The following is a 26,980-nucleotide window of genomic DNA, read 5'->3' on the forward strand; positions in this document are numbered from 1 at the left end:
TGACCGCCCCTGGATGACGCATGGACTTAGATCTTGCCGACCAGGTCCAGGGACGGAGCCAGAGTGGCCTCGCCTTCTTTCCACTTGGCTGGGCAAACTTCGCCTGGGTGGGCAGCAACGTACTGGGCAGCCTTGATCTTGCGCAGCAGCTCGGAAGCATCGCGACCTACGCCGCCATCGTTGATTTCAACGATCTTGATCTGGCCTTCAGGGTTGATCACGAAGGTACCGCGGTCAGCCAGGCCGGCTTCTTCGATCAGCACGTCGAAGTTGCGCGAGATAGCCAGGGTCGGGTCGCCGATCATGGTGTACTTGATCTTGCCAATGGCTGGCGAGGTGTTGTGCCAGGCAGCGTGGGCAAAGTGGGTGTCGGTGGAAACGCTGTAGATTTCAACGCCCAGCTTCTGGAATTCGGCGTAGTTATCGGCCAGGTCTTCCAGCTCGGTCGGGCAGACGAAGGTGAAGTCAGCTGGGTAGAAGAATACGACAGACCACTTGCCTTTCAGGTCGGCATCCGATACTTCGACGAACTCACCGTTTTTGAATGCAGTGGCTTTGAACGGTTTAACTTGGCTGTTGATGATAGGCATCGTTGACTCTCCATCAGTGGTTGAAGACATTGGGTAAAAACTTGATGGGGAGAATCCTAGCCAATGAGTCGCCATCTGGCTCATTGGTAAACCTGATGCTATCGATTGGTTTTGGCTATCAGCCCGCTGTATTAATAGAAGAACCTCAAATCTACGAGCGCGCCCGTGGGTCCTGAAGGACTGCCATGCCCATGAAAGGCTCGGCATCGATGTAGCGCATGGCCGATTTCATGTCCTTCCAGCCGACATAGGTCATCAATGACTTGAGATCCCAGCCATTGCGATGGGCCCAAGTGGCGAAGCCTCGACGCAGGGAATGGCTGGTGTAGTGCTCGGCGGCTATGCCTGCGCGTTCCAGCGCCTGGCGCAACAAGGGAATCACGCTATTGGCATGCAGCCCCTGTTCGCCCAGGTTGCCCCAACGGTCGATTGCGCGGAACACCGGCCCACGCACCAACGCGGCGCCGTTGATCCACTCGATATAGGCCTGTACCGGACACAAACGCTGCAGGGCCGGGGTGTGATAGGTGCGCCCGAGGTTTTCACGATCGCTCTTGCTACGGGGCAGGTACAGGCTGATACCGGAGCCAGCATTGGCCTCTACGTGCTGGATCTGCAGGCGACATAACTCGTCACTGCGAAAGCCGCGCCAGAAACCCAGCAGGATCAACGCCCGATCACGCCGGGCACGCAGTAGATCGGCCTGGCGCTGTTCGGCGATGGCGCTTGCAATTTCCTCGTCGAGCCAGGCGACCACCTGCTCCAGATGCCGTAGCTGCAAAGGTTCGGCCTGCTTCTCCTGGGCAGGGTGCACGGCACGAATACCCTTGAGCACCTGGCGTACCACTGGCGCCTTGGTGGGATCGGCAAAGCCCTGGCTGTTATGCCACTGAGCCAATGCTGACAGGCGTAATTTCAGGGTATTGAGCGATAGCTCACCGGCATAGGCCACCAGGTAACGTGCAACCCCCTCAGCCGTCGCCGGCAGAAACCCACCCCATTGGACCTCGAAGTGCTCGATGGCCGCCCGATAGCTGCGCCGGGTGTTGTCGCGGGTGGCGGCTTGCAGATAACGATCCAGCTCACTCATGGCTTCTAGGCTCTAACAGATACAAGGCTGTGGGGTGAAAGGCATCTTCACTCCTCATCACAAGGAATAATATTAAAATATTCCATGTCAGATTCCAGTTATCAAGCAAGCAAAACAAGCTGTACAATAATTCTAAATTACATACCACGTAACACAGTATTAAATCGTTGGAGGTAACATGGCTCGTGGAGGCATCAATAAAGCGGTGGTGAAAAAAGCACGCCAGGCAATCCTTGCCCGCGGCGGTCACCCGAGCATCGATGCGGTACGTATAGAAATGGGTAATACCGGCTCGAAGACCACCATCCATCGCTACCTGAAAGAGCTGGATGATGGTGCTGGCCGTCGCGATATCGGCCCCGTACCCCTGGATGAAGAACTGGGAGAATTGGTAGGAAGGCTGGCCCAGCGCCTCCAGGAGCAGGCGCAAGAGCCTCTGGAACAAGCCCTCTCCCACTTCGAATCGCAGAAGCAGGCCCTTGAGCAGCAGCTGGATGAAATGCGCCAGCATCAGGAGCAACTGCAAGGACAACTGCAGGCCCAAGCCAATGCCCTGGCCAGTGAAAGCGCCGCGCTACAGGACGTCCGAGCCATGCTGCATGGCGAGCAGACCCGCAGCGCCGAGCTCAATCAGGCACTCAAGGACGCCGACCTGCGCCTTGCGGACAAAGAACAGCGAATCCACTCGCTGGAAGAGAAGCACCTGCATGCCCGTGATGCCCTGGAGCACTACCGTGCCGCCAGCAAGGAGCAGCGCGAACAGGAACTGCGTCGCCACGAAGGGCAAATGCAACAGGTACAGATGGAACTGCGCCAGGCCCAACAGAGCGCCCTGGTACGCCAGGATGAAATCACCCAGCTGCATCGCGATAATGAACGCCTGCTCAGCGAACAGCGAGCAACCGGCAAGGAACTCAAGCAAGCCCAGGAGATGGCGAACAAGAGCACAACCCGACAATCCCAACTCAGCGAGCAGTTGGCGCGACTGGACAGCGAAGGCGCCCTACTGCAGGAACGCTTGCGCGTGGCCTCGGAGGAAATCCTGGCTCTGAAGGAGAACCACGACAAACAGGCCCAGGCCAGCAAGGACATGGAGCTACGCGCCGCCAAGGCTGAAGCCAGCCTGGAGGCACTGCGCCTGGCTGGCAGCAAGGCACAGCCAGGCGCTACAGCGGACTCCTGATCAGCCCGCGACAGGGGTACGCATGGTCACGAACTCTTCGGCAGCCGTGGGGTGCACGCCAATGGTTTCGTCGAAGTCGCGCTTGGTCGCCCCAGCCTTCAGCGCGATCGCCAGGCCCTGGACAATTTCACCGGCATCCGGGCCGACCATGTGACAGCCCAGCACCTTATCGGTCTGCGCATCGACCACCAGCTTCATGAGCGTACGCTCCTGGCATTCAGTGAGCGTCAGCTTCATCGGCCGGAAGCGGCTTTCGAAAATCTGCACCTCATGCCCCGCGTCACGGGCCTGCTCTTCGCTCATGCCAACGGTGCCGATATTCGGCAAGCTGAACACGGCAGTGGGAATCATCCGGTAATCCACCGGGCGATACTGCTCGGGCTTGAACAGGCGGCGGGCCACCGCCATGCCTTCGGCCAAGGCGACCGGAGTCAACTGGACGCGCCCGATGACGTCGCCAATGGCCAAGACTGATGGCTCGCTGGTCTGGTACAGGTCATCGACCTCGACAAAACCGCGCTTGTCGAGCTTGACCCCAGTGTTTTCCAAGCCCAGGTTGTCGAGCATCGGCCGACGTCCGGTGGCGTAGAACACACAGTCGGTCAGCAGCGTACGACCGTCCTTGAGGGTGACCTGGAGACTGCCGTCGGCCTGCTTGTCGATACGCTCGATATCGGCATTGAACTGCAATCCCAGGCCGCGCTTGGTCAGTTCTTCCTGCAAATGCTTGCGTACCGCACCATCAAAGCCCCGCAGGAACAGATCCCCGCGATACAGCAATTGGGTATCGGCTCCCAGGCCATGGAAGATCCCGGCGAACTCCACCGCAATATAACCACCACCTACGACCAGGATGCGCTTGGGCAGCTCCTTGAGGTAGAACGCCTCATTGGAACTGATGGCATGTTCGCGCCCTGCAATATCCGGGATCTGCGGCCAGCCACCGGTGGCGATCAGGATGTGCCTGGCGGTGTAGCGCTGGCCATTGACTTCCACCTGATGCGGGTCGATGAGCCTGGCGTGGCCCTCGTGCAGGGTCACACCGCTATTGACCAATAAATTACGGTAGATGCCATTGAGGCGGTTGATCTCACGATCCTTGTTGGCGATCAGGGTCGCCCAGTCGAAGTTCGCTTCGCCAAGATTCCAGCCAAAACCCGAGGCCTGCTCGAAGTCTTCAGCGAAGTGGGCACCGTACACCAAGAGTTTTTTCGGCACGCAGCCGACATTGACGCAGGTGCCTCCCAGATACCGGCTTTCAGCCACCGCAACCTTGGCTCCGAAGCCTGCGGCGAATCGCGCGCAACGTACACCACCGGAACCGGCACCTATTACATAAAGATCAAAATCGTAGGCCATTTCACTCTCCCAGGCAGGCTGACAAGCATAACCTCAGTTGGCGAGCGGGTCAGCGCAGAGGATGGACATAAGGGCGATAAATAAAAAAGCCACCCGAAGGTGGCTTTTCCAGACAGGTCCGTACAGCGGCTATCAGTAAGCCTTGCCGGTCTTGTAGAAGTTCTCGAAGCAGAAGTTGGTCGCATCGATGTAGCCTTCGGCACCACCGCAGTCGAAACGCTTGCCCTTGAACTTGTAGGCCATTACGCAGCCATTTTGCGCCTGCTTCATCAGCGCGTCGGTGATCTGGATCTCGCCACCCTTGCCCGGCTCGGTCTGCTCGATCAGGTCGAAGATGTCCGGAGTCAGGATGTAGCGACCAATGATCGCCAGGTTCGAAGGTGCGTCTTCAGGCTTCGGCTTCTCGACCATGCTGTGCACACGGTAGATATCGTCGCGAATCATCTCGCCGGCAATCACGCCGTACTTGTTGGTTTCCTGCGGATCGACTTCCTGGATGGCCACGATCGAGCAACGGAACTGCTTGTACAGCTTGACCATTTGGGTCAGTACGCCGTCACCTTCGAGGTTGACGCACAGGTCGTCGGCCAGCACCACAGCGAAAGGTTCGTCGCCGATCAGCGGACGGCCAGTGAGAATCGCATGACCCAGGCCTTTCATTTCAGTCTGGCGAGTGTAGGAGAACGAGCACTCGTCCAACAGCTTGCGGATACCGACCAGGTATTTTTCCTTGTCGGTGCCCTTGATCTGGTTTTCCAGCTCGTAGCTGATGTCGAAGTGGTCTTCGAGCGCACGCTTGCCGCGGCCAGTCACGATGGAGATTTCATTCAATCCGGCATCCAGCGCTTCTTCTACGCCGTACTGGATCAGTGGCTTGTTCACCACCGGCAGCATCTCTTTGGGCATGGCCTTAGTCGCTGGCAGGAAGCGAGTACCGTAACCGGCTGCTGGGAACAAGCATTTCTTGATCATATGAGTCCTTAAAAAGGCTGTGCTTACAAGTTTCGGCGCAGTCTAATCAGGCGGCGAGCACCTTACAATGCCCCACACTGGCTATCCGCTGCCATCATAGAGAAATAAAGCGCCAGATAGTTCCACCGCGAGTTCCAGATAGCTTGCAAGAGAACCACTCTCAACACGATGAGGCCCGCAAGTCGGGGCCTTCAGCCAATCCTGAACAATCACGATCAGGCCTGTTCACTCCACTCCAGCCTACCCGTAGCCACCCCTCGGCACTCGAAACAGTATGGCCGACAGGATCAATGCCACCAGCACAATGCATCGGTTCGTGTCGACCAGAAGCCCCAGGATGCGCTATACCGAAATGGCCATTAGCTATAGCATCGCCATCAGATCTCTGCTTGCTCCCGCCAGGTGTATCCATGAAAAAAATCCTCGCAATGACCATCGCCCTGGCCTTGGGCGGTTGCGCCAGCATCACCGACACCTACCTGGCCAATGGCGAGCAGGCGTTGAGCATCGACTGCTCCGGCGAGGCTGGCTCCTGGGCCAGCTGCTATGAGAAAGCCGAAGCCTCCTGCGCCGGCACGGGCTATCGGATCATCGGTACCCAAGGCACTCCAGCCCCCAGCGACAGCGAAAAGACGCTGGGTGCCGACGTCGGCAACTACAAGAGCCGTAGCGTAGTGGTGGTCTGCAAGTAAGAGGAAAAATTCGCTACATGTGAATTTCGGCGAACTTGATACCCAGGCCACGGATGGTCTCGATCAAGTCGTCCAGGCGAGTAAAGGACTCCACTTCGTCGCTGTCATCTACCAGGAAGTAGCTGCGCCCGGCACTCTTCTTGAAAAACACGATCCATTCTCCCGAGTTGGCCGGGTTCTGGATCACATGGGTGGCAGAGATCAAGCCCTCTGCATGCTTTTCCCTGACGTGTTCCCGCTTCATGCTCTCTCCCAAAAAAACGATGCCGCCCGGGCGCGGACCCGGGCGGCATCGGTGACGATAGAGCATAGTTTATCGGATGCCCTGGCCTATCAGCACCCCATCTACCGTCTGGCCATACAGATTCACTCCATCATTGGCGTGGAACTTGAGGCGGGTCTTCTCGATGGAGCCTTCCACCAGCCGCGGATCCTGGGGCCGCTCATGGCTATTGACGAAAGCGGCGACATCCCAAGCCTGCTCATCACTCAAGCTGCCCCCTTTACCCAAAGGCATGTTGTGCTTGATGAAAGACGCGGCGGTATTGATCCGGTGCATTCCCGCCCCCCAGTTGTAGGAGTCCTTGCCCCAAAGCGGCGGCATGACATAGTCCGCACCGGCTTTCTGGCCCTGCCCCTGGTCGCCATGACAGATCGAGCACTGCGCCTGATAGACCGCAGCCCCGCGCTTGAGGTCATACCCCTTGGCAGGCGGCGGCACATCAGGATAACCGCGACCGGGCAACTCGACGCCCAAGGGGGCCTTGCTCGCCATCCAATAGGCATACACCGACAACGCAGTGATTTCCGGACTGTCCGCCGCAGGCGGCTTGCCGCCGTTCATGCTGAACTGGAAGCACCCCTGCAAACGCTCGGCGAAGGTATTGACCTTGTCGTTTTTCTTGCGATAAGCGGGATACATCGGGTAGGCGCCCCACAACGGCGCGGAGTTGGCCAGGCGCCCCTGGTCGAGGTGGCAATTGCTGCAATTGAGTCCATTGCCCACATACTGCGGTGCCAGACGCTTGGTATCGACAAACAGCGCATGCCCCTCTCGCACCAGCTTGCCATAGGCATTGTCAGGCAATTCGCTCTCGGCTGGCGGCTTGAAATACTCGGTGTGGGCAGTAGCGCTCGGCGCCGGAATCTGCGACTGATCTTCCATGGCGATATTGGCTGCCTGTACCTGGGCCGCCAGCAGGCTCATCAGCCCCCCTGCAATCAACAGCTTCATTGATGCGCCTCCTTCTGGCCCAGACTGGCGAAGTAATCCGCCACGGCCGTCACTTCTTCGGCACTCAGGGACTTGGCAATATGCCCCATCAGGTTGTTGGGATCATTGTGCCGCCCACCTTCGCGCCAAGCGTTCAGCTGCGCCACCAGGTAAGTGGCAGGCTGCCCGGCAAGAGGCGGAAACGCCTGGCCGACACCTACACCACCAGGACCATGGCAACTGACACACTCCGGAATCTGTCGGTCCCAGGCGCCTCGCAGTGCCAGGCGCTCACCGACACCTTCGGCCAATTGGCCACGATTGCTCAGGGGAGTCTTCGGGGCGGGCATGGAAGCCAGGGTGCTGGTGATGGCGGTGATTTCGTCTTCAGTCAGGGCCTTGGCCAGCGGCTGCATGACCGGGCTAGTGCGGGCGCCACTGCGAAAATCATGCAGTTGCTTGCTCAGGTAGCTGGCCGGCAACCCGGCAAGGCGCGGAAACCCGGCAGGCGCCAGGCCCATTCCATCCGCACCATGACAAGCCATGCAAGCCGCCGCCCCTGGCTGGGAGCCTCCCTGGGTGAAGATTTTCTGTCCATCCACGGCATGGGCAGTTTGCACAAACAGTAGCATCAGGCCACTCAATAGCATTCGATCCAGTGGGATCATATGAACTCCATTATTCTAGTTATATGCTTAGACTTAGTAGATATAAGCGAGCAAATAGTAGGACAATCGATCCACACCGACAACGCAAAATTAGCCTTCGTCATTCGTGCTACATGAGCCCTCCGAGTTCTTCGGAGCAACAAAAAAGCCAGTCGAGACTCATGCCGCTAGCGATGAGAGTCTCGACTGGCTTTTTTGGGGACTGAACTTGGCGCAGGTCAGCCCGAGATGCATTTTTCCCCAGCAGTGAGCACGTCCTGAGGACGCAACGGGTTATTGGACATCTGTTCGTGCAACTTGATGCTGCTACCCGAGGACCGCTCATCAATGTAGAAAACCGCCGCAGGTGCCGAAGACAGGCTTTGCGGCACAATCACCCGATACCCACCCTTGTGGGGCTCCACCTGCAAGGCTCCACGGCTCTTGGAGAGTTTCTCGGCCAAGCACTTGGCGTACTCATCAGGCTTCTTGCCTGAAATGACGTTCAAGGTCGGCGGCGTCTGATTGATATCCGAAACGGTTGAGCAACCACCCATTGCCAACGCCAGAACCCCTACCCACCGCTTCATAATATGAAATCTCCAATAAAATCCCTCCGACAGTAAAGCTGCTGTTTTTCTCCGGAGGCACGGCTTTTATCGCCGATAAAAATCCAAATAACTGTTTTAAATTGTCAAAGTCCGACAGCGGGGCCGAATCATAAACCCTTGGGCCTGATAAACTGCAGCATCGCCCACGCAAACGTTGTTTGCTTTGTAATAGCCCATCTGGAGGCGCCCATGAAATTCATCCACCAGCGCGAGCACCTGAACGAGGACGACATTGTCGTCATCGAGTGCTCCCAGGTTTGCAACATCCGCCTCATGAATGACGCCAACTTCCGCAGCTTCAAGAACGGCGGTCGCCATACGTACCACGGCGGCGCCTTCGACAAGTTCCCGGCAAAGATCACCGCGCCCAGCACCGGATTCTGGAACATCACCATCGATACCGTCAGTCGGCGAGCCATCAGCGTCACCCGTAAGCCGACCCTCACGCATTCGATCCGCATCATCCGCCGCTCCACCTCGAAACTGCGCTAGCCCTCAGCCTGCTCCTTGCGCCAACAGGTAATCCCGTGTCCAAGACCACCAAGTACGTCATCAAATACAAGCTCAACGGCGAGCGCCGCTTCGAATTCGCCCAACTCCAGAACGGTACCGCCGAAGAAGCCCATGCCGCGCTACTGGCCCTGCATGGCCAGAGTACCGATGTCATCAGCGATGTCAGTGTGAGCAAGGCCCTGTAAACGGATTCCAGCGCAAGCATCGGAGTGTTTGCCGAGCAGGTGAACCGCAGACTGGCTGGAGTCATTCGCATCCAGGACCGTCTCGCCATGCCTCTCTCCCCTCTCCATGAACGCCTGCAACGGTTTGACTGGGCCTGTATCGAACAGGCCCTCGACCTGGATGGCTGTGCCCGGCTCGAAGGCTTGCTCAACAAGGCTGAATGCCAGGCCATGAGCAGCCTCTATCAAGACACCGGCCGGTTCCGCTCGAAGGTCCTCATGGCCCGCCATGGCTTCGGGCTAGGCCAATACCAGTACTTTCGCTACCCACTGCCAGACCCCGTGGCCGAGTTGCGCCAGCGACTCTACCCCTACCTGGTGGACCTGGCCAACCGCTGGAACCAGGCACTGGGCATCGATACACGCTACCCCAGGGAACACCTGGACTTTCTCCAGCGTTGCCACGCTGCCGGCCAGCAACGCCCCACGCCGTTGTTGTTGCAATACGGCGCCGGGGACTACAACTGCCTGCACCAGGACGTGTATGGCGAGCATGTATTTCCCCTGCAAGCGGTCTTCCTGCTATCGCAACCGGGAACAGACTTCAGCGGTGGTGAACTGGTGCTCACCGAGCAGCGCCCACGCATGCAATCGCGTCCGCAGGTCATTGGTCTGAAGCAAGGTGATGGCCTGCTCTTCGCCGTGCACCATCGACCAGTCAAAGGCTCTCGCGGCCATTATCGAGTGACCATGCGCCACGGCGTCAGCCGCGTGCACAGTGGCCAGCGCCATACCCTCGGAGTGATTTTCCACGATGCATTGTGATGACCTGGGGCCCGCAAGCCTCGGACTCTTCAGCGAAGAGGACCTGCAACAGCCTGCGCACATCCAGGTACTTGGCCCGCAGTCTCGTGTATTGCGAGGCTTCGCCCTGCCCTGGGTCGAGCACCTGCTGCCACAGCTGGAACGGGTTCTGGAGCAGGCGCCCTTTCGCCACATGGTGACGCCAGGCGGCTTCAGCATGTCGGTCGGCCTGAGCAGTTGCGGACAGCTGGGCTGGACCACCGACCGCAGTGGCTATCGCTACAGCCCGGTGGACCCGCAGAGCTCACGCCCGTGGCCAGCGATGCCCGAGGCATTTCGACAGCTGGCCCAGGCGGCGGCGGATGCGGCCGGCTTCACCGGGTTTTCTCCCGATTCCTGCCTGATCAACTGCTACCGGCCCGGGGCGAAGATGTCCTTGCACCAGGACAAGAACGAACGCGACTACCGGGCCCCAATCGTGTCATTGTCCCTGGGTTTGCCAGCGATCTTTCTATTCGGCGGCCAGCAACGCAGTGACAAGAGCCAGCGAGTGCCATTGCTGCACGGCGACGTGGTGGTCTGGGGTGGAGTAGACCGCCTGCGCTTCCACGGCGTGATGCCGATCAAGGAAGGGACTCACGCCCTGCTGGGCCAACAGCGGATCAACCTGACGTTTCGCCAGGCCGGGGCCGGCCAGGAATTCGAACGCAAGACCCGGAGTGCCGGGCAGCGTCCGAATGACTAACCTGGCCGGCATCACCCATCGAGAATCGACCATGAACGCGACGTCACGTAAACATCGCATCGAACAGGATCCCCGCTGGCAGGCCGTGCTCAGGCGCGATGCCAACGCCGACGCCAGCTTCGTCTATGCCGTGCGCACCACCGGCGTGTATTGCCGCCCCAGCAGCCTGTCACGGTTGCCGAAGGCGGAGAACGTCGAGTTCTTCGACAGCGCCGAACAGGCCGAAGCCGCGGGCTACCGTCCCAGCAAGCGACTGGCCAGCGACCAAACCCAGGTCGCAGCACATCATGGGGCCGTGGTGGCCGCAGCCTGTCGCCAGATCGAAAGCGCCGAGTCGGTACCCAGCCTGGAACAACTGGCACAACAGGCCGGCATGAGCAGCTACCACTTCCATCGAGTGTTCAAGGCCGCCACGGGCCTGACACCAAGGGGCTATGCCAATGCACAGCGCTCGCGCAAGGTACGCTCGCACCTGCAGCGCGGCCACTCGGTGACCGATGCCCTGTACGACGCCGGGTTCAACTCCAACAGCCGTTTCTATGAGGCTGCGGACCAGCTCCTGGGCATGAAGCCCAGCGACTACCGCGCTGGCGGCCCCAATAACGACATTCGCTTTGCCGTAGGCCAATGCTCCCTCGGGGCGATTCTGGTGGCACAGAGCGAGCGCGGGGTCTGCGCCATCCTCATGGGAGACGACCCCAACCTGCTGGTGGAAGAGCTGCAGGACAAGTTCCCCAAGGCCAACTTGATCGGCGCCGATGACTCGTTCGAGCGATTGGTGGCCCAGGTGGTGGGATTCATCGAAGCGCCGGCCATTGGCCTGAACCTGCCCCTGGACCTGCGCGGCACGGCGTTCCAGGAGCGGGTATGGCAAGCCCTGAGGAGCATCCCCGCCGGCAGCACGGTCAGCTACACCGAGATTGCCCGACGCATAGGCGCCCCGCGATCCTGCCGGGCCGTGGCCCAGGCCTGCGCCGCCAATAGCCTGGCAGTGGCCATCCCCTGCCACCGTGTGGTGCGCAGTGATGGCAACCTGTCAGGCTATCGCTGGGGCGTGGAGCGCAAGCGTCAGTTGCTGGAGCGCGAAGGCTCGTCCGAGGCCTGAACACCGATGTAGATCGCCACCGAATCGGCGCTGGTATAGACCTCGAAATCGGTGGCATAGGCACGACGCACCTGGGGGTTGTCCTGGAAGTAGGCCCAGATGAATCCCCAGGCCTGGATCACGCACTCCGGCATGGCCCCCTTGGCACTGAACACCAGGTATTCACCGCCCTGGATCTGGACACCGGGATACTCGACGCAGGCCCCATCCAGCGCGACACCGGCGGTCACGTCGAAGTATCCCGTGGCATCGGACTCGTAGTTGGAATAAACCCCATAGACGAACGAGTCTTCCTGCCTTGGCGCAATCTTGTCGTACAGATTCTCGACGTAGAAACGCTGCCACATCGGGCCGATCAAGGCAGTGCCTGACTGTTGCTCATGGGCATTGAGGGTACGTACCTGCAATCCAGCCACACTGAAGGGCTGCACTTGGCGCAGTTTTACATCCATGGTCGGCCTTCCTTTGATAATGCGATGAGTGAAAAACCGCCGCAGTCTAGCGCCTGTCCGGCAGCCTCGACAGCCCAGGGGCCCTTCTTGCAGTCGCAGTCCGCACGGCTCACTTGCCTCCGAGAGGAAAATCCGACTGGCCTCAGCCTGCCGTCTCCTGCTAAAACCTGCGCAGCATCGTCTAAAACCGCCGCTGGAGAACCACGTCAAATGAGCCCATGGACTGATACCCGCCTCCTGGACCTGCTGGGAATCGACCTGCCGATCATTCAAGCACCGATGGCCGGTCCCGCCGGCTCCGCCATGGTCATTGGCGCCGCCCGTGCCGGAGCCCTGGGGTCGCTCCCCTGTGCCATGCTCAGCCCCGAGCAGATCCGCCAGGAGGTGCAGGTCATTCGTTCGGCCAGCCATCACCCGCTGAATCTCAACTTCTTCTGCCATCAACCGCAGCCGGTCGATGCGGAGCGTGAAGAGCGCTGGAAAAACGCCCTGGAGCCCTACTATCGCGAACTGGGCGTCGATTTCGACGCGCCGACACCGGTCAGCGATCGCGCGCCCTTCGATGAAACCAGCTGCCGACTGGTGGAGGAGCTGCGTCCCGAGGTGGTGAGTTTCCACTTTGGGTTGCCGGAGCCCACGCTCTTGGCCAGGGTCAAGGCCACCGGCGCGAAGATCCTGTCTTCGGCCAGCACCGTGGACGAGGCGTTGTGGCTGGAGGCTCGCGGTTGCGATGCGATCATCGCCATGGGTTATGAAGCCGGCGGTCACCGGGCGATCTTCCTCAGTGACGACCTCAATACCCAGGTCGGCACCATGGCCCTGGTTCCGCAGGTTGTCGATGCGGTGGAGGTTCCAGTGATTGCCGCTGGCGGCATTGGCGATGCCCGGGGCATCGTCGCGGCGCTGGCCCTGGGAGCATCCGCGGTACAGATCGGCACCGCTTACCTGTTCACTCCTGAAGCCAAGGTCAGCGCCGCTCATCACCAGGCCCTGCGGACCGCCAAGGAAAGCCAGACGGCGCTGACCAACCTGTTCACCGGGCGTCCGGCCCGCGGCATCGTCAACCGCATCATGCGTGAAGTCGGCCCCATCAGCCCCCTGGCCCCGGCCTTTCCTCGCGCCGGCGGTGCGCTGCTGCCTCTGCGAGCCAAGGGCGAAGCGGACTTCGCCAACCTCTGGTCCGGGCAAGCGCTGCGCCTGGGCGTGGAACTGCCAGCCTACGAGCTGACACTGCGCCTGGCCGAACAGGCCCTGGCCCAACTGCGCAGGCGTTGATGGAACCTGGCCGCGACCCAGGTCGCGGCACAGTTCCGTTCGTCGGCAAATCGCTATATATTTCTCTACACAGCGATTCCCCCGCGTTGGCACGCCCCCTTGCAACCACCCATCGCCCAACGCTTTCCTTGCCCAATGGAGCTGTTCGATGAACCTTCGCGTCCCAGGTTTTGCCCCGACTTGCCTCGCCACCCTGCTCGCCATCTTCGCCTTCTGTTCGGCCCAGGCCGCTGAAGTCCAGGTTGCGGTCGCAGCCAATTTCACCGCACCGATCCAGGCCATCGCCACTGACTTCGAGAAAGACACCGGGCACAAGCTGGTAGCCGCCTATGGTGCCACTGGACAGTTCTATACCCAGATCAAGAATGGTGCGCCGTTCGAAGTGTTCCTTTCCGCCGACGACAGCACTGCGCAAAAACTCGAGAGCGAAGGCGACATCGTCAAGGGCTCCCGCTTCACCTACGCCGTCGGTACGCTGGCCCTGTGGTCGGCCAAGGACGGCTACGTCGACAGCAAGGGCCAGGTACTCAAGGACAATCAATACCAACACCTGTCGATTGCCAACCCCAAGGCCGCACCCTATGGCCTGGCCGCTACCCAGGTCCTGGCCAAACTGGGCCTGACCGACAAGGTCAAGGGCAAGATCGTCGAAGGCCAGAACATCACCCAGGCCTACCAGTTCGTCTCCACCGGCAATGCCGAGCTGGGCTTCGTCGCCCTGTCGCAGATCTACAAGGATGGCAAGGTCACCGGCGGTTCGGCCTGGATCGTACCGGGCGACATGCATGACCCGATCAAGCAGGATGCAGTGATCCTCAACAAGGGCAAGGACAACCCGGCCGCCAAGGCCCTGGTTGACTACCTCAAGGGGCCGAAGGCGGCAGCGATCATCAAGTCCTATGGTTACCAACTGTAAATGAACCTATCGAGTGCCGATTTTTCCGCGATCTGGCTGACCCTGAAACTGGCGTCCCTGACCACCCTGATCCTGCTGGTCGTCGGCACTCCGATAGCCCTGTGGTTATCACGTACTCGCTCCTGGCTACGCGGACCGGTCGGTGCCGTGGTAGCCCTGCCCCTGGTCCTGCCGCCCACGGTGATCGGCTTCTATCTGCTGCTGGCCCTGGGTCCCAACGGTTTCTTCGGCCAATTCACTCAGTCCCTGGGTCTGGGCACCCTGACCTTCAGCTTTAGCGGCCTGGTGCTGGGCTCGGTGATCTACTCCATGCCCTTTGTCGTACAACCGCTGCAGAACGCTTTCTCGGCCATTGGCAGCCGCCCCCTGGAAGTGGCCGCGACCTTGCGTGCCAATCCGTGGGATACCTTTTTCAGCGTGATCCTGCCCCTGGCTCGGCCGGGCTTCATCACCGCCTCGATCCTGGGTTTTGCCCATACCGTCGGCGAGTTTGGCGTGGTGTTGATGATCGGCGGCAATATTCCAGAGAGGACCCGGGTGGTCTCGGTGCAGATCTACGACCACGTAGAGGCGATGGAGTACGCCCAGGCCCACTGGTTGGCCGGAGCCATGCTGGTGTTTTCGTTCCTGGTACTGCTGGCCTTGTATTCGAGCCGCAAGACCAAGGCCGGCTGGAGCTGACCCCATGAGCATCCAACTCACACTGCAACTGGGCTACCGCCAATTTGCCCTGGATCTGGACCTGCAATTGCCAGGGCGAGGCGTGACCGCGCTCTTCGGCCACTCAGGTTCGGGCAAGACCACCTGCCTGCGCTGCATTGCTGGCCTGGAACGCGCTGGACGCGGACGCATCCAGGTCAACGATGAACTCTGGCAAGACAGCCAGCGCAAGCTATTCGTCCCGCCCCACAGGCGCTCCCTGGGCTATGTGTTCCAGGAAGCCAGCCTGTTCCCGCACCTGTCGGTGCAGGCCAACCTGGAATTCGGCCTACGGCGCATCCCCAAGCCACAGCGCCGTGTCGACATGATCCAGGCGACGGAACTCCTGGGTATCGGCCACTTGCTGCAACGCCATCCCCAGCACCTGTCGGGTGGCGAGCGCCAGCGCATCGGCATTGCCCGGGCCCTGCTCACCAGCCCCCGACTGTTGCTGATGGACGAACCCCTGGCCGCCCTGGATTCCAAGCGCAAGAACGAAATCCTGCCCTACCTGGAACGCCTGCACGACGAGCTGGACATCCCCGTCCTCTACGTCAGCCACTCCCAGGATGAAGTAGCACGCCTGGCCGACCACATCGTCCTGCTCAGCGAGGGTCAGGCCCTGGCCAGCGGGCCCATTGGTGAAACCCTGGCCCGTCTCGATCTGCCGCTGGCCCAGGGGGACGATGCTGGTGTGGTGCTGCAAGGCCAGGTCAGTGCCTACGACTCGGTTTACCAGCTACTGAACCTGCAATTGCCCGGTAGCGACCTGCAGGTGCGCGTAGCTCACGAGCCGGTAGCGCCGGGCAAGACCGTACGCTTCAAGGTCCAGGCCCGGGATGTCAGCCTGAGCCTGCAGCCCAGCGAACACAGCAGCATCCTCAATCGCCTGCCGGTTACCGTCCGCGAAGAAATACCGGCCGACAACAACGCCCATGTCCTGGTGCGCCTGGATGCCATGGGTTCTGCCCTGCTGGCGCGCATCACCCGCTATTCCCGCGACCAACTTCAACTGCACCCAGACCAGCAACTCTGGGCGCAGATCAAGGCAGTGGCGGTCCTGGCTTGACCCCCAGGACGATGCTCATTGCAGCAAAGTGCTTGTCAGGAGAAATATTCCGGCGTTAGGCTACGCGCCTTCTTTCCCGTCCCAGGACGATTGCCGACGTGAACAACTAAGCCTTCCAGAAATGTACTCGCAACGAGCCTCGACAGCGCTCGTTGATCTGTTCTCACATTTTCCGGAGGTGCTGATGACTCACGTCACACGGCTGCCTGCGCTGGTTTCCCTGAACCAGCTGACTTATCAATTCGCCAATGGCGAGATCCTGTTCAACGCCCTGAACCTGACATTCGATCGCCAACCAACGGCCATCGTTGGGCGCAACGGCATGGGCAAGTCCCTGCTGTTGCGCCTGATCGCCGGTGAACTGCCCGCCTCGTCCGGCAGCATCAACTGCAACGCTCGCCTGGCCTATGTGCCCCAGGACCCATCGCCACAACCGCAGCAGAGCGTCGCCCAGGTCGCGGGGCTTGCCCAGGCCCTGGAAGCTCTTGAGCGCCTGGCAGGCGGCACCGCCAGTCTGAACGACCTGCAACAGGTCGATGAGCGCTGGGACCTGGCCGAACGCCTGCGCCAAGCCCTGGACGCCTCGGGGCTGCAGAGCGTCGAGCCGCATGACCTCGCCGCCACCCTGAGCGGCGGCCAGCTGGCCCGGGTGGTGCTGATCGGTGCCCTGCTCAGCGGCGCCGAGCTCCTGCTGCTCGACGAGCCCAGCAACCACCTGGACCGTGCTGGCAGGCACTGGCTGATGGAGCAGCTCCAACAATGGCGCGGCGGCCTGATCCTGGTCAGCCACGATCGCCAACTGCTGATGCAGGTGCAGCGCATCGTTGAACTCACCCCCCAGGGGGTGCAGGCCTACGGTGGCAACTACGCACTGTTCCAGGCCCAGCGCGAAGCTCATCACCAAGCGGCCCAGACGGCCCTGGAGCATGCCCGCACCCAGCGCAGCCGTGAACACAAGCGCCTGCAACGCGAGCACGACACCATCCAGCGCCACGCTGCGGCATCGCGCAAATACGCCAAGTCCGCCAATGTCTCGGGATTCGAGCGGGCCAAGATGCTTGGCGCCGCGCGAGACATCATGGGCAAGGTGCGCCAGGCCCACCGGGGGCACAAGGGCGCTCTTGACGATCAGGTGCGCGAAGCCTTTGCCCGGGTCGGCCCGGAGCAACCGACCCTGCTCACCTTGCCCGCGACGACCCTGCAGGCTGGCCAGGCAGTGCTCAACCTGCAACGGGCCCAACTGCCATGGTTGGACAGCCAGGCACCCTCCTCATACCTGACCTGCAACGTCACCGGACCAGCCCGTATCGCCCTGGTGGGGCCCAACGGTTGCGGCAAGTCCACCTTACTGAAGATGCTTGCTGGCTTGTTGTCTCCTGTGAGCGGCGATTGCCGGGTAGCGGTGAGCAGCGCCTACCTGGACCAGCACCTGGCGCAACTGGACCCACAACGCTCACTGCTCGAACAACTGGGTACAGCCGACACCCCTCTTGAAGAGAGCGCCTTGCGCACCCGCCTGGCACGCCTGCAACTGGATGCCCTGCGGGTACAGCAACCCTGCGCCCTGCTCAGCGGTGGAGAACGGTTGAAAGCCGCCCTGGCCCTGGCACTGTGGAACGGCACCCCGGCCCGCCTGCTGTTGCTCGACGAACCCACCAACCACCTCGACCTGGAATCGGTGCAGGCGTTCGAACGAGCCCTGCGCGACTTTCCCGGCGCCCTGGTAGTGGCTTCCCACGATCAGGATTTTCTCCAGGCCCTGGTTGTCACCCATGTCCTGGAATGGTCCGCCCAGGGCTGGCACCTCAGGGAGCTGCGCCCATGAACTGAAATCACGCCGCCAACACCCGCCAGGGACAAGCCTTCATGCTAGATTTGTCCCTTCATCAATGGACAGGGAGCGCCAACCCATGCAGTTCGGCTACACCATCATCTATGTACCCGAGGTCGAAAAATCCTTGCAGTTCTTCGAGCAGGCCTTCGGCTTCAAACGACGTTTCCTGCATGAATCCGGCACCTACGGCGAACTGGAAACCGGCAGCACGGCCCTGGCTTTTGCCGACCATCAACTGGCCGAGATGAACTTCAAGACGGGCCATGTTGCCGCCCATGCCTCACCACAACCTCTGGGCATGGAACTGGGCCTGGTCACCGACGACGTTCATGCGGCCCACGCCAAGGCCCTGCGCTATGGAGCCCAGGAGCTCGCCGCCCCCAACAGCAAGCCTTGGGGGCAGATCGTCTCCTACGTACGCTGCCCGGACGGAACCCTGGTGGAATTGTGCACCCCGATCGGGGCCTGAAGCTGGAAGCAGGCGGGCAAGACTACTTGAGCTTGACCGCCGTCCCGGTGGCAAAGACCACCACCATGCCACCACGTCCGGATGGCATGCTGATCTCGAAGTCCAGCCCGACCACCGCATCGGCGTGGCATTGGCGGGCACGCTCCTTGATTTCGTCGGTGGCCTGGATGCGGGCCTCCTTCAAGGCTCGCTCCAGGGTCTGGGAGCGGCCACCGAAGAAGTCACGCATACCGGCGAACATATCGCGCACCACGTTGATGCCCTGGACAGATTCGGCACTGACGATGTCCAGGTAAGCGGCAATTTCGCGACCTTCGATATGGGCGGTGGTGGTGACAATCATGTGTTTCTCCCTTGAACGGACAACCCATCCCGATAGCCCGGGACGGCAACGCCGGCGATGGTAGCAGAGCGGCAGTGAGCGCCGCAGGGATGGCCACGAACGACAGCCCCGCTCGATGGCGGGGCTTGGTATCAGGGTTTCAGGGGACGCTCTTCATCCAGTTCCGACAGGCTCTTGCCATCGTCCGGATGCTTCCACGTCTGCGGTGGCGGTTCCTTGTGCTCGACCTCGCAGGGCTCCGTCTCATCGCTGCTTTCATGCTCATAAGGGCGCTGCCGTTGTATTGCCATGCCCACCTCTCTTCCTGAAGGGATTTTCGAGTCGCCCAATCAGGTTAGAACAGATCTGGCAACGATCCGCAGTCAGCCGACCAAACAACGCTGGCGTCCTGATCGAAGATGAAACTTGTTTCACCCAGGCGCCCGCTTGAGCCTTGTATAGTCGCCCTGCTCATTCAAGCAACTACGTTGTTCGCCCGCTCTCCCGCGGGCTTTTTTTTGCCTCGGCAACACCGAGGCCCAGGGCCTCATTGGGGCTCGACTTCCTGGCAATCCTTGAGCAGGACCTGCTCCTTGGCGGTGTGGTCGGCCTCCAGGAACGACAACACGGCCTCCTTGCCCTTGGTGTGCCAGCGGAAGCTGTTCTGTTCGTCGTCCGCCACATACAAGGCTCCAGAGGCCGAGCGGGCGATATGCATGGGGATCAATTGGTCCTTGTAATAAAGGGTGGCGAACGAGGTGCCATTGTCGATGTTCAGGTAGGCTGCATCGACACGAACCTTGCCTTCGCACTGATAGCGCGCAACCTGGCTCTGGTAGGTCGGCTCCTGGACCTCCGGCTGAGGCTGCGCGGCCTGGCCCAGGATCGGCAGGGCCGCAGCCAGGACAGCGGCGCAGAGCGGTGCGAGACGGTTTTTCATGGTGTTTCCCCCAGACAGAATAAGACGCCTCATGGGACTGGCAGCTCCATTTTTAGTTCAGCCATGCCGACTCCCCGCCCTAGAACAGCTCGTCCAGTTGCTCGAAGTATTCGCGCTGCAGGGGCTGGTCCGGCCCCCCCAGCTCGCGCAGGTACTGATCGGCAATCTCCAGGCCGATCTGCTCGCGCAGGTCACGATGGACAAAGGCAATATCCAGCCAGCGATCGGCCAGGCCACCGCGCCCAAGGTCAATGAAGTGCAACTCATCGCGCCCATCGACGAAGACATTGCTGTCGCCCAGGTCGCCGTGGGAGAACAGCAGCTCTTCCCTGGGCCTGTTGTCCTGCAAGCGGGCCCGCAAGTCCTCGGCGCTGGCCAGGCCCGGCCATTGCCCGAGGTCATGCTCCACGGCGCACAGTCCATTGACCAGCAGGTAGTCCAGCTCGGCGAGGCGCACTGCGATCCCCGAATCGAATGGACAACCCTGTGTCGGCACCGCCTGCACCCGCTGCAAGGCCATCTGGAACAGTTCCAATGCTACCCGCGGTTCACCGATCAACTCGGACAGCGGCACTCCCGGTACCTGGCGGGTGATCATGAACTCATGCTCCTGGTCCTGCGCCACCAGCACCAGCTCGGGTACCTTCAGGCGCCCGGCCAACCACTCCAGCACCCTGGCCTCGCGCAACACACTGTAGGTGGTGGGTGCGAAGATGGCGGGCGACGACTTGAGGAAAAAACCCTCGCCCCCACGGCGAAAGCCATGCACCTGGCACGGCGACTCGCCGATCGTATCAGGCAGCAGGGTCGCTTCACCGATGAAGCGGGCGATACTGGCAGGCAGCTTCATCGACCGGGCGCCCCTGCCGCTCCAGAGGGTGGCGTGGTAGCGACAGGTTCTGCCGGCTCGCTTCGGTCATACGGCATCAGCTCCAGATAGTCAGCGAGCCCGGCCTGGACCACAGGCTTGACCATGATATGTACACGGTGGCGCAACAGGCCCATCTCGATATCGTCGCGACGGCGAACCAGGACGTAACCACAACCGCTCCAGAACGCGCGGGCCCGCAGGTTGTCCTCCACGACCACCAACCGCAACCAGCGCGCACCTTGCTGGCCGGCCCAGTCTTGGAGTGCTCGATGCAGTTGCCGGGCGATACCGCTGCCCTGGCGGGCAGTCGCTACCATGAACAGGCCGATGTGCCAGACCCCCACGACCATCAGGTCGCTGACGATACTGCTGAACGCCACCAACTCATCCTGGGCATCGAAAAACCCGATCTTCCATTTACGAGTAAAACTCCAGCCCGCGGGCAAGCTGTCCTGGATCTCGTCCCGGGCCTCGTCCGGCTGTGGCGCAGAGCCATGCACAATGTGGAAATAATCCGGATTGGCAACAAAGAAACACTGCAACGCAGCCTCATCGGCCAGGGTGATTTCCCTGGCCCTCAGTGCCATCGATGCAACCTGGGGCAACACTGTCGGCGACATGTTCTGACTCCGTTCCGAACGTTCTAGGCATGATTTGGAAGGAGCGATCCTAGCGCGCCGAAGACCTGGCAACCGGCATTATTTGTTGGAAAACTGTACCCGCGACCCTGGCGGCAGTGCTCATCCGTTTTGTTATCATCCGGCCGCCCTACACGACCAACTGTGTCTTTTTGCTGTGGATTTGCCCAATGCCCGATTCCTTGTCCTCCCCTGGTTATCTGCGCTTGTTGGCCCTGCAGCAGCGCATTCATCAATTCACCCAAGACCAGGCCGCCGAGCGCGGTGACCACCCCGATGACCTCGCCACCCTACTGTGGACCAGCGACTACAACTACCTGGCCCTGGCCCCGATGCGCGGCGGATTGCATGTGGAATACCACGGCGAACTGTGGGACGAACCTTTTGCCTGGACCCTGGAGTGCCTGGCCGAACAAGCCGTGGCCAGTACGCTCAGCTCGCTGCTGTTCTCCGGTCCCGATACCGGGGCCAACGGCACCCGTGAATGGGAGTTCACTGCGCTGCTGGACAGCGACGCGACCTTTAGCCAGCTCAGGTCACTGGTGATCCGCCCGACCGAACCTGAGCACCACAACATCTCGCTGGTGCAGAAAGCGGGCCGCATTATGGAGGAAGCCGGGGAAATCGCCCGCTTCGTCGCCAAGACGCCCTACCTCAGTGAATTGACCCTGCCCAATGCCCCCGATGGCAACTTCTTCGAGGTCGATTTGCCGTACCTGGAACAACTCCACATCGGTGCAGGCTTTGACACCCAGGGCTTTATCGACAACCTGGCCGCATCGAGCAACCTGCCACGGCTGTTCAACCTTGACTTCAGCGAGTCCACCGAACTGCAGCAAACCTGGCCGGAGCAACGCGAGCCTGGCACCGTCACATCCTTTGCCAGCTATGAAAAGCTGTTCGCCAGCCCAGCCTTCGACTCAGTGCGAGCCTTGCGCCTGCGCAATACCTGCCTGAGCCTTGAGCAGCTGCAAACCTTGCAGCGGATGCGCCCGGGCTTGCAGTTCATGGTGATCCAGGCCACAGCGGGAGGTTATGTGAGCCATTTCGCCCAGCAGGTATTCCCCTGGCGCCACCTGGTGCAGCCGGAGTTGGGGCAACGCTGAAGTCGCTTCGAACCAAGGATGATCGTAGCTCTCTGATTTATCTTGGTTTTTCTATTGGTTACAGAGCCAGGAAAGCGGCCTTTTTGCCGAGTTCGACCTTGATTCGAGAGGAGTGGATGTATATATTCCACACCCTGTTTCAAACACTGGGTGACTGTCTCCCCAGTGCCGCGTTATCGCGCTACCGCCCGAATGGCGAAACTGGTAGACGCATGGGACTTAAAATCCCCCGCTCGTAAGGGCGTGCCGGTTCGATTCCGGCTTCGGGCACCATACAAATCAAGGGCTTGCGTGATTTTTCCTCTCGCAGGCCCTTGTTGTTTCTGGTCCGCAAAAACGACCGTGGTCCGCAATTAGATATTTACATCCCTCCTCCGGCGTCCTGCCGATCGGCCACAAACTCCATCACTCAATGCGACACCACCACGACTGCGCGTACAGCGCTCCATCAACTTCTTCAAGCCCACTGATGTTAAGACCGAGCTGAGCCATACCGTTGATCTTTGCATCATGTAGTCTCGGGAAAACATCAGGACCCGGACCACTATTGAAGATCCAGGCCTGGATGCAGCAGCGCCCAAGCTCTTGGCTGTGAGACTCAAAAATATGAACGTCACCCTTCCGGGCTGGATCTTCCTGAGCCTTTCGGCAGGTATTACTACGCCACGCTCCCTGCGGCGAACGATTAGAAAATTCATGGGGATCACATCATACTGTATATGCATACAGTATTTCACCGTTCAGCACTCCAACGAAGAGAAGCCGACAGGCGGAGCTATGCTTTCCTTCTCAGCCTGAGGGCATCGCCATGTGCGGACGACTCTCGCAGTACCGCGGCATTCATGACTTCGTTGCGGTGCTCAGCATGCCGGACGCATGGCAGAACAATGTCGGTGACCAGCCACTGGGGCGCTACAACGCGGCACCAACGATGCAACTCGCCCTCCTCCATGCTACCGGCGACCAGCTACACGCCGACGCTGTCCGCTGGGGATGGCGCCCGCACTGGGCGAAAGACCGCGCTGCGCCGATCAATGCCCGGGTCGAGAAAGTGGCCCGCGGGCCTTTCTTCCGCCAGATCTGGCCACACCGCGCTATCTGCCCGATCGATTCATGGTTCGAATGGGTGGGCGAAGGCGGTCCGAAAAAACAGCCTTATCTGATCCGATACCGAGACAGCTCCCCTATCCTTTGCGCTTCAATCGGGCAACTTCCGGATCCGGACGAAGGCCCAGGCGAGCACGACGGCTTTGTGATCATCACCGCCGACGCCCAGGGCGGCATGGTCGACATTCACGACAGGCGCCCGGTAGTCCTAGCGCCGGAGCTGGCCCTGGAGTGGCTCGACCCAACCACACCGAAGGAGCGCGCCGAACAGATGGCGCTACAGCAGGGAGAAGCCGCCGAGGCCTTCGAATGGTTCAAGGTGAGCTTCGCCGTCGGCAACGTCAGGAACTACGGAGCGGAACTGATAGAGCCCACGACCAAACGCACTGGTGGAGATGCAGTAAATAACGGCTGATCAAAGAATAGAACAGTTATTACAAATTAGTCTTACACCTCAATCTACTGACTCTAGGTCCACACGAATAGCCTGATGGTTTAACTTAGCGCCTGCCTTACATAGGTCTGACATGCAGCAAGCGCGATTAATCCTTGGTCACCGTCTCTGTCAATGATGACAATTCGTTGAGCATGGCGCCAGGTCGAGTCAGACACGGGCCGTCTTATGAGCCAAGCTGCAGAGTCTCGAAACCGAGATCAAAACGAAGATGGAACCAAATACCTCCAAGAGAAAGATACATGGTACTTGCCAGCACCCCCTCCAGCCGGCCCACCCTATATAAGCTCCACGCTACACATCTTCTAATTTTACTTACTCCACTACCGCTCATCCACAAAATCAAAAAACATAAAAAAGCAAATTGACATCAAAAAATTCAAGTCTACATTACAGGATGCGTCAACCACTCACAAAAGGAATTGACATGCAAACTCAAAATGATGAGTACATCGCAGAAAAAACATCAGCCTGGCTAAACAATCAAGAGGCCGAACTAAACAAACCACCAACACTTATCATGCCGAACATCTTCGCTCAGGAATGGAACAGCTCTAACCTCTCAACAAGCGCACTCGCCCTTCAAGATGAATCAGATCCCACAAACCCATTCTTCAGTCCATCTTCCGGATTCGCTACTGGTGATTACATCAGCGCAGCAAATAAAAATGCAAGTAGCGGGACCGTGCCTATTAGCATTCAAGAAGGCCTTCAAACCAGTATTGATATTGCCCGCAGACGCTCCGGATACGATCCAGTGGATCAGCCTACGACTAGCAAACCTCATACAAAGGGTGATCATGATCATTTCATTGCATTTACAAATGAAATTTCTAAAATCCCATTCCTGTCTCTCATAAATGCAGAAAATAAAATAATTGAGCAGAAAAGCCATAATGCGAATGATCTTATCGACTCATTTGCGGCCGCCTTCACAGGTCTAAAAAACCAAGATATTGAAGGCATAAAAAAATCGCTCACACAACTAACTAAAGCAGCACTTTCTTACGCTGACAAGAAAGAAGAACAATCAAATTTCACTCAAAATATCCTTCAACAAGAAAACAACGATTTACACTTCATGTTGTATTCCAGCATATTCACAATTTCTGCAACGGCCAAAAAAGGAACTATAATCTACCAATCTTCTTACACTCTAACTCGAGCAATCTACTCCGTCTCACTAGCAAGCTGGAACAATGTAAAGAATAAGTTCTGCAACCAACAAAAAACCGAGACCGAAGACTGGCTCAAAAACATCACAACTCCTTCTAAGCAGGACTCTACCGTAAGGGCAATTTGTTTAGAAGGCAAGTAGTCGCTACTGACTGCCTGATGGTATTTCGGCGATCAAAATCTGCCGAAATACCACATTGCGCGGCCTAACTTAAACAGTCCTTTTCTGAATCAAAAAAATTAATGCTTACTGTTGGGTTATTTAAAAGCGTTATCCACGGCGAGCAACTCCATCTAATTCCCAATACGTTGCCGGCGCTCTGCAAGCAGAGCCCGCACCTTCACCTCGAGACTGCCGATCTTGCGTAAGCCGGCGACAGCCCAAAGCGGAATGGTCGACATCCGCGACCGGCGGCCCGTGCGTGGTCTTGGCACCTGACCTGGCCCGGGAATGGCTAGACCCAGCAATGTCCAGGGAACACGCCGAACAGATGGCCCTTCACCATGGAGAACCGTTCGAGTGGTTCCGTGTCAGCGACGCCGTCGGCAACGTTAGGAATCACGGAGTAGAACTGATAGAGCCTTTGGCAAGGCCATCATAGGCCTGCTCGCACGTCACTCCCCTGCTCCGGCTTTGATCAGCATCTGCCGCCAGGTCTCCCGCTCTTTGATCAGCGCACTTGAACAGCTCGGCAAGCACCAGGGGGGTGCGGGTTGCCACGGGCACGAAAGCCAGTGACGACCATCAAGACAATGGCCGGAACGACCACCGCACTGGCCACGAGCATCGCGCCTTCGACCCCGGCCACCTTCAACGCTTGTGCACCGATGATCACCCCCACTCCGATAGCGCTGTTCAATACCGCCGTATGGATGGCGGTCGCTGGCAAGGTATGGCTGCCAGCGATCCGTAACACCCAGGTTTGCAAGCCGGTAAACAAGGCAGAGATCGCCACGCCCCAAGCCACCAGCAGCACGACGACAGGTACGACGCCCAATAACGGGCCATGGATGCCCAGCACGGCCAGCACCAGGGTCATGGTGACCAAGGCCAGCAAGATCAAGGCTCGCAAGTGACGATCGATGAAGAGTGCGCTGAGCAGGTTGCCCAAAAAGCCAGCCGCCCCGAAGGCGAACAACAGGACCGCGATCATGTATGACGTGATACCGGGTACCTGGCCGATAAAGGGCTCGACAAAGGTATAGGCGCCGAAATGGGCAGCGGCTGTCAGCCCGGTGATGAAGTAAGTGCTCAACAGATCCTTGCGCCGCAGGATTGCCCCAAAGCCAACGCCCTTGGCCAGCGAGGGAATGGTCATGGAGGGCAGCACCAGCATCATGGCTGCGGCACTGACCGCGCACATCAGCGCCAGGCCGGCGAACGCCGTGCGCCACCCCGCGTACTGGCCCACCAGATTGACCAATGGAACACCCATCACGGTAGCGATCGTGATGCCGCCCAGAACGATCGAAGTCGCCAGTCCAACACGCTGCACCGGCACCAGGTGGGCGGCTGTTGCCGCCACGATTGCCCAGAACACCCCATGGGCCAGCGCCCCGACGATACGAGCGGCAAGCAGCAACGAGAACTCAGGAGACAATGCCGCCAGGCCATTGGACAGCGCCAGGATCAGCATCAATGCAAGCAGCAGCGCCTTGCGCCCTATCCACCGATTCAGCCAATTGGACAACAGGCCACTGGCAGCACCGATCCAGGCGTACACAGTGACCGTCAAGCCGATGGTGGATGGCGCCCGTCCAAGATCGCCAGCGATCTGCGACAGCAAGCCAATGGGCGCGAACTCGGAGGTGACCATGGTGAACGAGGCGATGCACAGCACGCAAAGCGCACACCCTATCCGCAGAGCTGAGTGGTCCATGGGCGAATTCATCCTTGTTCATGATCGAATCAGCAAGCCCCGCCCGCACCTGGGTTGGCTGCGGGTGGGCCCGACGAAAACCGG

At 59.7% G+C, this 26,980-nt stretch carries 31 protein-coding genes, 1 tRNA gene and 4 pseudogenes; 18 read left to right on the forward strand and 18 right to left on the reverse strand.

The annotated features are described in order from the left end of the window. Window positions 1–26 precede the first annotated feature (26 nt). Together ahpC and I9018_RS17965 are read right to left on the reverse strand one after the other, a co-directional pair. A complete protein-coding gene (gene ahpC / locus I9018_RS17960) occupies window positions 27–590 on the reverse strand; it encodes an alkyl hydroperoxide reductase subunit C (RefSeq protein WP_017907017.1) in 564 nt (187 codons plus the stop codon). Between the two features lie 151 nt (window positions 591–741). Further along, window positions 742–1,680 (reverse strand): site-specific integrase, encoded by a 939-nt coding sequence (locus I9018_RS17965; protein ID WP_068580754.1) that lies wholly within the window; start codon window positions 1,678–1,680, stop codon window positions 742–744. 178 nt (window positions 1,681–1,858) lie between these two features. Between I9018_RS17965 and I9018_RS17970 the strand changes: the two genes are divergently transcribed. Continuing rightward, a complete protein-coding gene (locus I9018_RS17970) occupies window positions 1,859–2,863 on the forward strand; it encodes a DNA-binding protein (protein WP_241107060.1) in 1,005 nt (334 codons plus the stop codon). On the opposite strand, the gene gorA is transcribed toward I9018_RS17970, so the two are convergent. Together gorA and galU are read right to left on the reverse strand one after the other, a co-directional pair. Further along, on the reverse strand, window positions 2,864–4,222 hold the full coding sequence (gene gorA / locus I9018_RS17975) for a glutathione-disulfide reductase (protein ID WP_241107061.1): 1,359 nt from the start codon (window positions 4,220–4,222) through the stop codon (window positions 2,864–2,866). Window positions 4,223–4,354: 132 nt separating this feature from the next. Continuing rightward, the gene (gene galU, locus I9018_RS17980; protein ID WP_011061681.1) at window positions 4,355–5,194 is read right to left on the reverse strand and encodes a UTP--glucose-1-phosphate uridylyltransferase GalU; all 840 of its coding nucleotides are present in this window, start codon (window positions 5,192–5,194) and stop codon (window positions 4,355–4,357) included. A 410-nt stretch (window positions 5,195–5,604) separates the two neighbouring features. On the opposite strand from galU, the gene I9018_RS17985 reads away from it, so the two are divergent. Next, window positions 5,605–5,886 carry a hypothetical protein gene (locus tag I9018_RS17985; RefSeq protein ID WP_241107062.1) on the forward strand — a complete coding sequence of 94 codons (282 nt, stop codon included), beginning with the start codon at window positions 5,605–5,607 and terminating at the stop codon, window positions 5,884–5,886. Between the two features lie 13 nt (window positions 5,887–5,899). Here the strand turns inward: I9018_RS17985 and I9018_RS17990 are convergent, their stop codons facing one another. The 4 genes from I9018_RS17990 to I9018_RS18005 form a co-directional block, all read right to left on the reverse strand. Further along, complete coding sequence (locus tag I9018_RS17990; RefSeq protein ID WP_068580745.1) at window positions 5,900–6,130, reverse strand: hypothetical protein; 231 nt, start codon at window positions 6,128–6,130, stop codon at window positions 5,900–5,902. Window positions 6,131–6,199: 69 nt separating this feature from the next. Then, window positions 6,200–7,051 carry a c-type cytochrome gene (locus I9018_RS17995; RefSeq protein WP_241110167.1) on the reverse strand — a complete coding sequence of 284 codons (852 nt, stop codon included), beginning with the start codon at window positions 7,049–7,051 and terminating at the stop codon, window positions 6,200–6,202. Between the two features lie 65 nt (window positions 7,052–7,116). Continuing rightward, window positions 7,117–7,767 carry a c-type cytochrome gene (locus tag I9018_RS18000; protein ID WP_241107063.1) on the reverse strand — a complete coding sequence of 217 codons (651 nt, stop codon included), beginning with the start codon at window positions 7,765–7,767 and terminating at the stop codon, window positions 7,117–7,119. A 218-nt stretch (window positions 7,768–7,985) separates the two neighbouring features. After that, window positions 7,986–8,336, reverse strand: coding sequence for a hypothetical protein (locus I9018_RS18005; protein WP_241107064.1), 351 nt, complete (start codon window positions 8,334–8,336; stop codon window positions 7,986–7,988). Window positions 8,337–8,546: 210 nt separating this feature from the next. Between I9018_RS18005 and I9018_RS18010 the strand changes: the two genes are divergently transcribed. From I9018_RS18010 to ada, 5 genes are all read left to right on the forward strand, one after another. Continuing rightward, window positions 8,547–8,849, forward strand: coding sequence for a DUF1883 domain-containing protein (locus I9018_RS18010; protein ID WP_068580737.1), 303 nt, complete (start codon window positions 8,547–8,549; stop codon window positions 8,847–8,849). A gap of 35 nt (window positions 8,850–8,884) precedes the next feature. Continuing rightward, window positions 8,885–9,055: a hypothetical protein gene (locus I9018_RS18015; RefSeq protein WP_164487328.1), complete on the forward strand. Its 171-nt coding sequence runs from the start codon at window positions 8,885–8,887 to the stop codon at window positions 9,053–9,055. 87 nt (window positions 9,056–9,142) lie between these two features. Next, a complete protein-coding gene (locus I9018_RS18020) occupies window positions 9,143–9,859 on the forward strand; it encodes a 2OG-Fe(II) oxygenase (RefSeq protein WP_241107065.1) in 717 nt (238 codons plus the stop codon). Beyond that, window positions 9,849–10,583, forward strand: coding sequence for a DNA oxidative demethylase AlkB (gene alkB / locus I9018_RS18025; RefSeq protein ID WP_241107066.1), 735 nt, complete (start codon window positions 9,849–9,851; stop codon window positions 10,581–10,583). Before I9018_RS18020 ends, alkB begins: the two co-directional genes overlap by 11 nt. 31 nt (window positions 10,584–10,614) lie before the next feature. Continuing rightward, window positions 10,615–11,688, forward strand: a complete 1,074-nt coding sequence (ada, locus tag I9018_RS18030; protein ID WP_068580780.1) for a bifunctional DNA-binding transcriptional regulator/O6-methylguanine-DNA methyltransferase Ada — start codon at window positions 10,615–10,617, stop codon at window positions 11,686–11,688. On the opposite strand, the gene I9018_RS18035 is transcribed toward ada, so the two are convergent. Then, window positions 11,652–12,140 (reverse strand): GyrI-like domain-containing protein, encoded by a 489-nt coding sequence (locus I9018_RS18035; protein ID WP_241107067.1) that lies wholly within the window; start codon window positions 12,138–12,140, stop codon window positions 11,652–11,654. The genes ada and I9018_RS18035 overlap by 37 nt on opposite strands. A gap of 210 nt (window positions 12,141–12,350) precedes the next feature. On the opposite strand from I9018_RS18035, the gene I9018_RS18040 reads away from it, so the two are divergent. The 6 genes from I9018_RS18040 to I9018_RS18065 all read left to right on the forward strand — a co-directional run bounded on the left by I9018_RS18040 (window position 12,351) and on the right by I9018_RS18065 (window position 18,402). Next, on the forward strand, window positions 12,351–13,415 hold the full coding sequence (locus tag I9018_RS18040) for a nitronate monooxygenase family protein (RefSeq protein ID WP_241107068.1): 1,065 nt from the start codon (window positions 12,351–12,353) through the stop codon (window positions 13,413–13,415). A gap of 148 nt (window positions 13,416–13,563) precedes the next feature. After that, complete coding sequence (gene modA / locus I9018_RS18045; RefSeq protein WP_241107069.1) at window positions 13,564–14,331, forward strand: molybdate ABC transporter substrate-binding protein; 768 nt, start codon at window positions 13,564–13,566, stop codon at window positions 14,329–14,331. Next, window positions 14,332–15,012, forward strand: coding sequence for a molybdate ABC transporter permease subunit (gene modB / locus I9018_RS18050; protein WP_241107070.1), 681 nt, complete (start codon window positions 14,332–14,334; stop codon window positions 15,010–15,012). It abuts the gene before it with no gap. Between the two features lie 4 nt (window positions 15,013–15,016). Next, window positions 15,017–16,099 carry a molybdenum ABC transporter ATP-binding protein gene (gene modC, locus I9018_RS18055; protein WP_241107071.1) on the forward strand — a complete coding sequence of 361 codons (1,083 nt, stop codon included), beginning with the start codon at window positions 15,017–15,019 and terminating at the stop codon, window positions 16,097–16,099. Between the two features lie 184 nt (window positions 16,100–16,283). Further along, window positions 16,284–17,924 carry an ATP-binding cassette domain-containing protein gene (locus tag I9018_RS18060; RefSeq protein ID WP_241107072.1) on the forward strand — a complete coding sequence of 547 codons (1,641 nt, stop codon included), beginning with the start codon at window positions 16,284–16,286 and terminating at the stop codon, window positions 17,922–17,924. A gap of 85 nt (window positions 17,925–18,009) precedes the next feature. Next, window positions 18,010–18,402: a VOC family protein gene (locus I9018_RS18065; RefSeq protein ID WP_241107073.1), complete on the forward strand. Its 393-nt coding sequence runs from the start codon at window positions 18,010–18,012 to the stop codon at window positions 18,400–18,402. A 22-nt stretch (window positions 18,403–18,424) separates the two neighbouring features. Here the strand turns inward: I9018_RS18065 and I9018_RS18070 are convergent, their stop codons facing one another. The 5 genes from I9018_RS18070 to I9018_RS18090 form a co-directional block, all read right to left on the reverse strand. Then, a complete protein-coding gene (locus I9018_RS18070) occupies window positions 18,425–18,745 on the reverse strand; it encodes a YbjQ family protein (protein ID WP_068580716.1) in 321 nt (106 codons plus the stop codon). Between the two features lie 131 nt (window positions 18,746–18,876). Continuing rightward, window positions 18,877–19,035: a hypothetical protein gene (locus tag I9018_RS18075; protein WP_164487329.1), complete on the reverse strand. Its 159-nt coding sequence runs from the start codon at window positions 19,033–19,035 to the stop codon at window positions 18,877–18,879. 236 nt (window positions 19,036–19,271) lie between these two features. Further along, window positions 19,272–19,664: an MliC family protein gene (locus I9018_RS18080; RefSeq protein WP_241107074.1), complete on the reverse strand. Its 393-nt coding sequence runs from the start codon at window positions 19,662–19,664 to the stop codon at window positions 19,272–19,274. Window positions 19,665–19,743: 79 nt separating this feature from the next. Then, a complete protein-coding gene (locus I9018_RS18085; protein WP_241107075.1) occupies window positions 19,744–20,514 on the reverse strand; it encodes an APH(3') family aminoglycoside O-phosphotransferase in 771 nt (256 codons plus the stop codon). Further along, window positions 20,511–21,155, reverse strand: a complete 645-nt coding sequence (locus I9018_RS18090; protein ID WP_241107076.1) for a GNAT family N-acetyltransferase — start codon at window positions 21,153–21,155, stop codon at window positions 20,511–20,513. Before I9018_RS18090 ends, I9018_RS18085 begins: the two co-directional genes overlap by 4 nt. 188 nt (window positions 21,156–21,343) lie before the next feature. Between I9018_RS18090 and I9018_RS18095 the strand changes: the two genes are divergently transcribed. Both I9018_RS18095 and I9018_RS18100 read left to right on the forward strand, forming a co-directional pair. Next, entirely contained in the window at window positions 21,344–22,279 is a 936-nt protein-coding gene (locus I9018_RS18095) for a hypothetical protein (RefSeq protein ID WP_241107077.1), read from the forward strand. Window positions 22,280–22,465: 186 nt separating this feature from the next. After that, a tRNA-Leu gene (locus tag I9018_RS18100) sits at window positions 22,466–22,552 on the forward strand. A gap of 132 nt (window positions 22,553–22,684) precedes the next feature. On the opposite strand, the pseudogene I9018_RS18105 reads toward I9018_RS18100, so the two are convergent. Beyond that, a pseudogene (locus I9018_RS18105) lies at window positions 22,685–22,977 on the reverse strand (hypothetical protein). A 110-nt stretch (window positions 22,978–23,087) separates the two neighbouring features. On the opposite strand from I9018_RS18105, the gene I9018_RS18110 reads away from it, so the two are divergent. Next, entirely contained in the window at window positions 23,088–23,801 is a 714-nt protein-coding gene (locus I9018_RS18110; RefSeq protein WP_241107078.1) for an SOS response-associated peptidase family protein, read from the forward strand. An 80-nt stretch (window positions 23,802–23,881) separates the two neighbouring features. On the opposite strand, the pseudogene I9018_RS18115 reads toward I9018_RS18110, so the two are convergent. Beyond that, window positions 23,882–23,977, reverse strand: a pseudogene (locus tag I9018_RS18115) (lysis protein); the annotation flags it as partial. Between the two features lie 290 nt (window positions 23,978–24,267). On the opposite strand from I9018_RS18115, the gene I9018_RS18120 reads away from it, so the two are divergent. Together I9018_RS18120 and I9018_RS18125 are read left to right on the forward strand one after the other, a co-directional pair. Beyond that, window positions 24,268–25,158: a hypothetical protein gene (locus I9018_RS18120; RefSeq protein WP_241107079.1), complete on the forward strand. Its 891-nt coding sequence runs from the start codon at window positions 24,268–24,270 to the stop codon at window positions 25,156–25,158. Window positions 25,159–25,389: 231 nt separating this feature from the next. After that, a pseudogene (locus I9018_RS18125) lies at window positions 25,390–25,618 on the forward strand (SOS response-associated peptidase family protein); the annotation flags it as partial. On the opposite strand, the pseudogene I9018_RS18130 reads toward I9018_RS18125, so the two are convergent. Together I9018_RS18130 and I9018_RS18135 are read right to left on the reverse strand one after the other, a co-directional pair. Further along, window positions 25,576–25,734: pseudogene (locus I9018_RS18130) on the reverse strand (DUF2514 family protein); the annotation flags it as partial. The pseudogenes I9018_RS18125 and I9018_RS18130 overlap by 43 nt on opposite strands. Then, window positions 25,688–26,896, reverse strand: a complete 1,209-nt coding sequence (locus tag I9018_RS18135) for an MFS transporter (RefSeq protein WP_241107081.1) — start codon at window positions 26,894–26,896, stop codon at window positions 25,688–25,690. The pseudogene I9018_RS18130 and the gene I9018_RS18135, both read right to left, overlap by 47 nt. Between the last annotated feature and the right edge of the window lie 84 nt (window positions 26,897–26,980).

Source organism: Pseudomonas sp. MPFS (assembly GCF_022537035.1).
Classification (GTDB): Bacteria; Pseudomonadota; Gammaproteobacteria; order Pseudomonadales; family Pseudomonadaceae; genus Aquipseudomonas; species Aquipseudomonas sessilinigenes.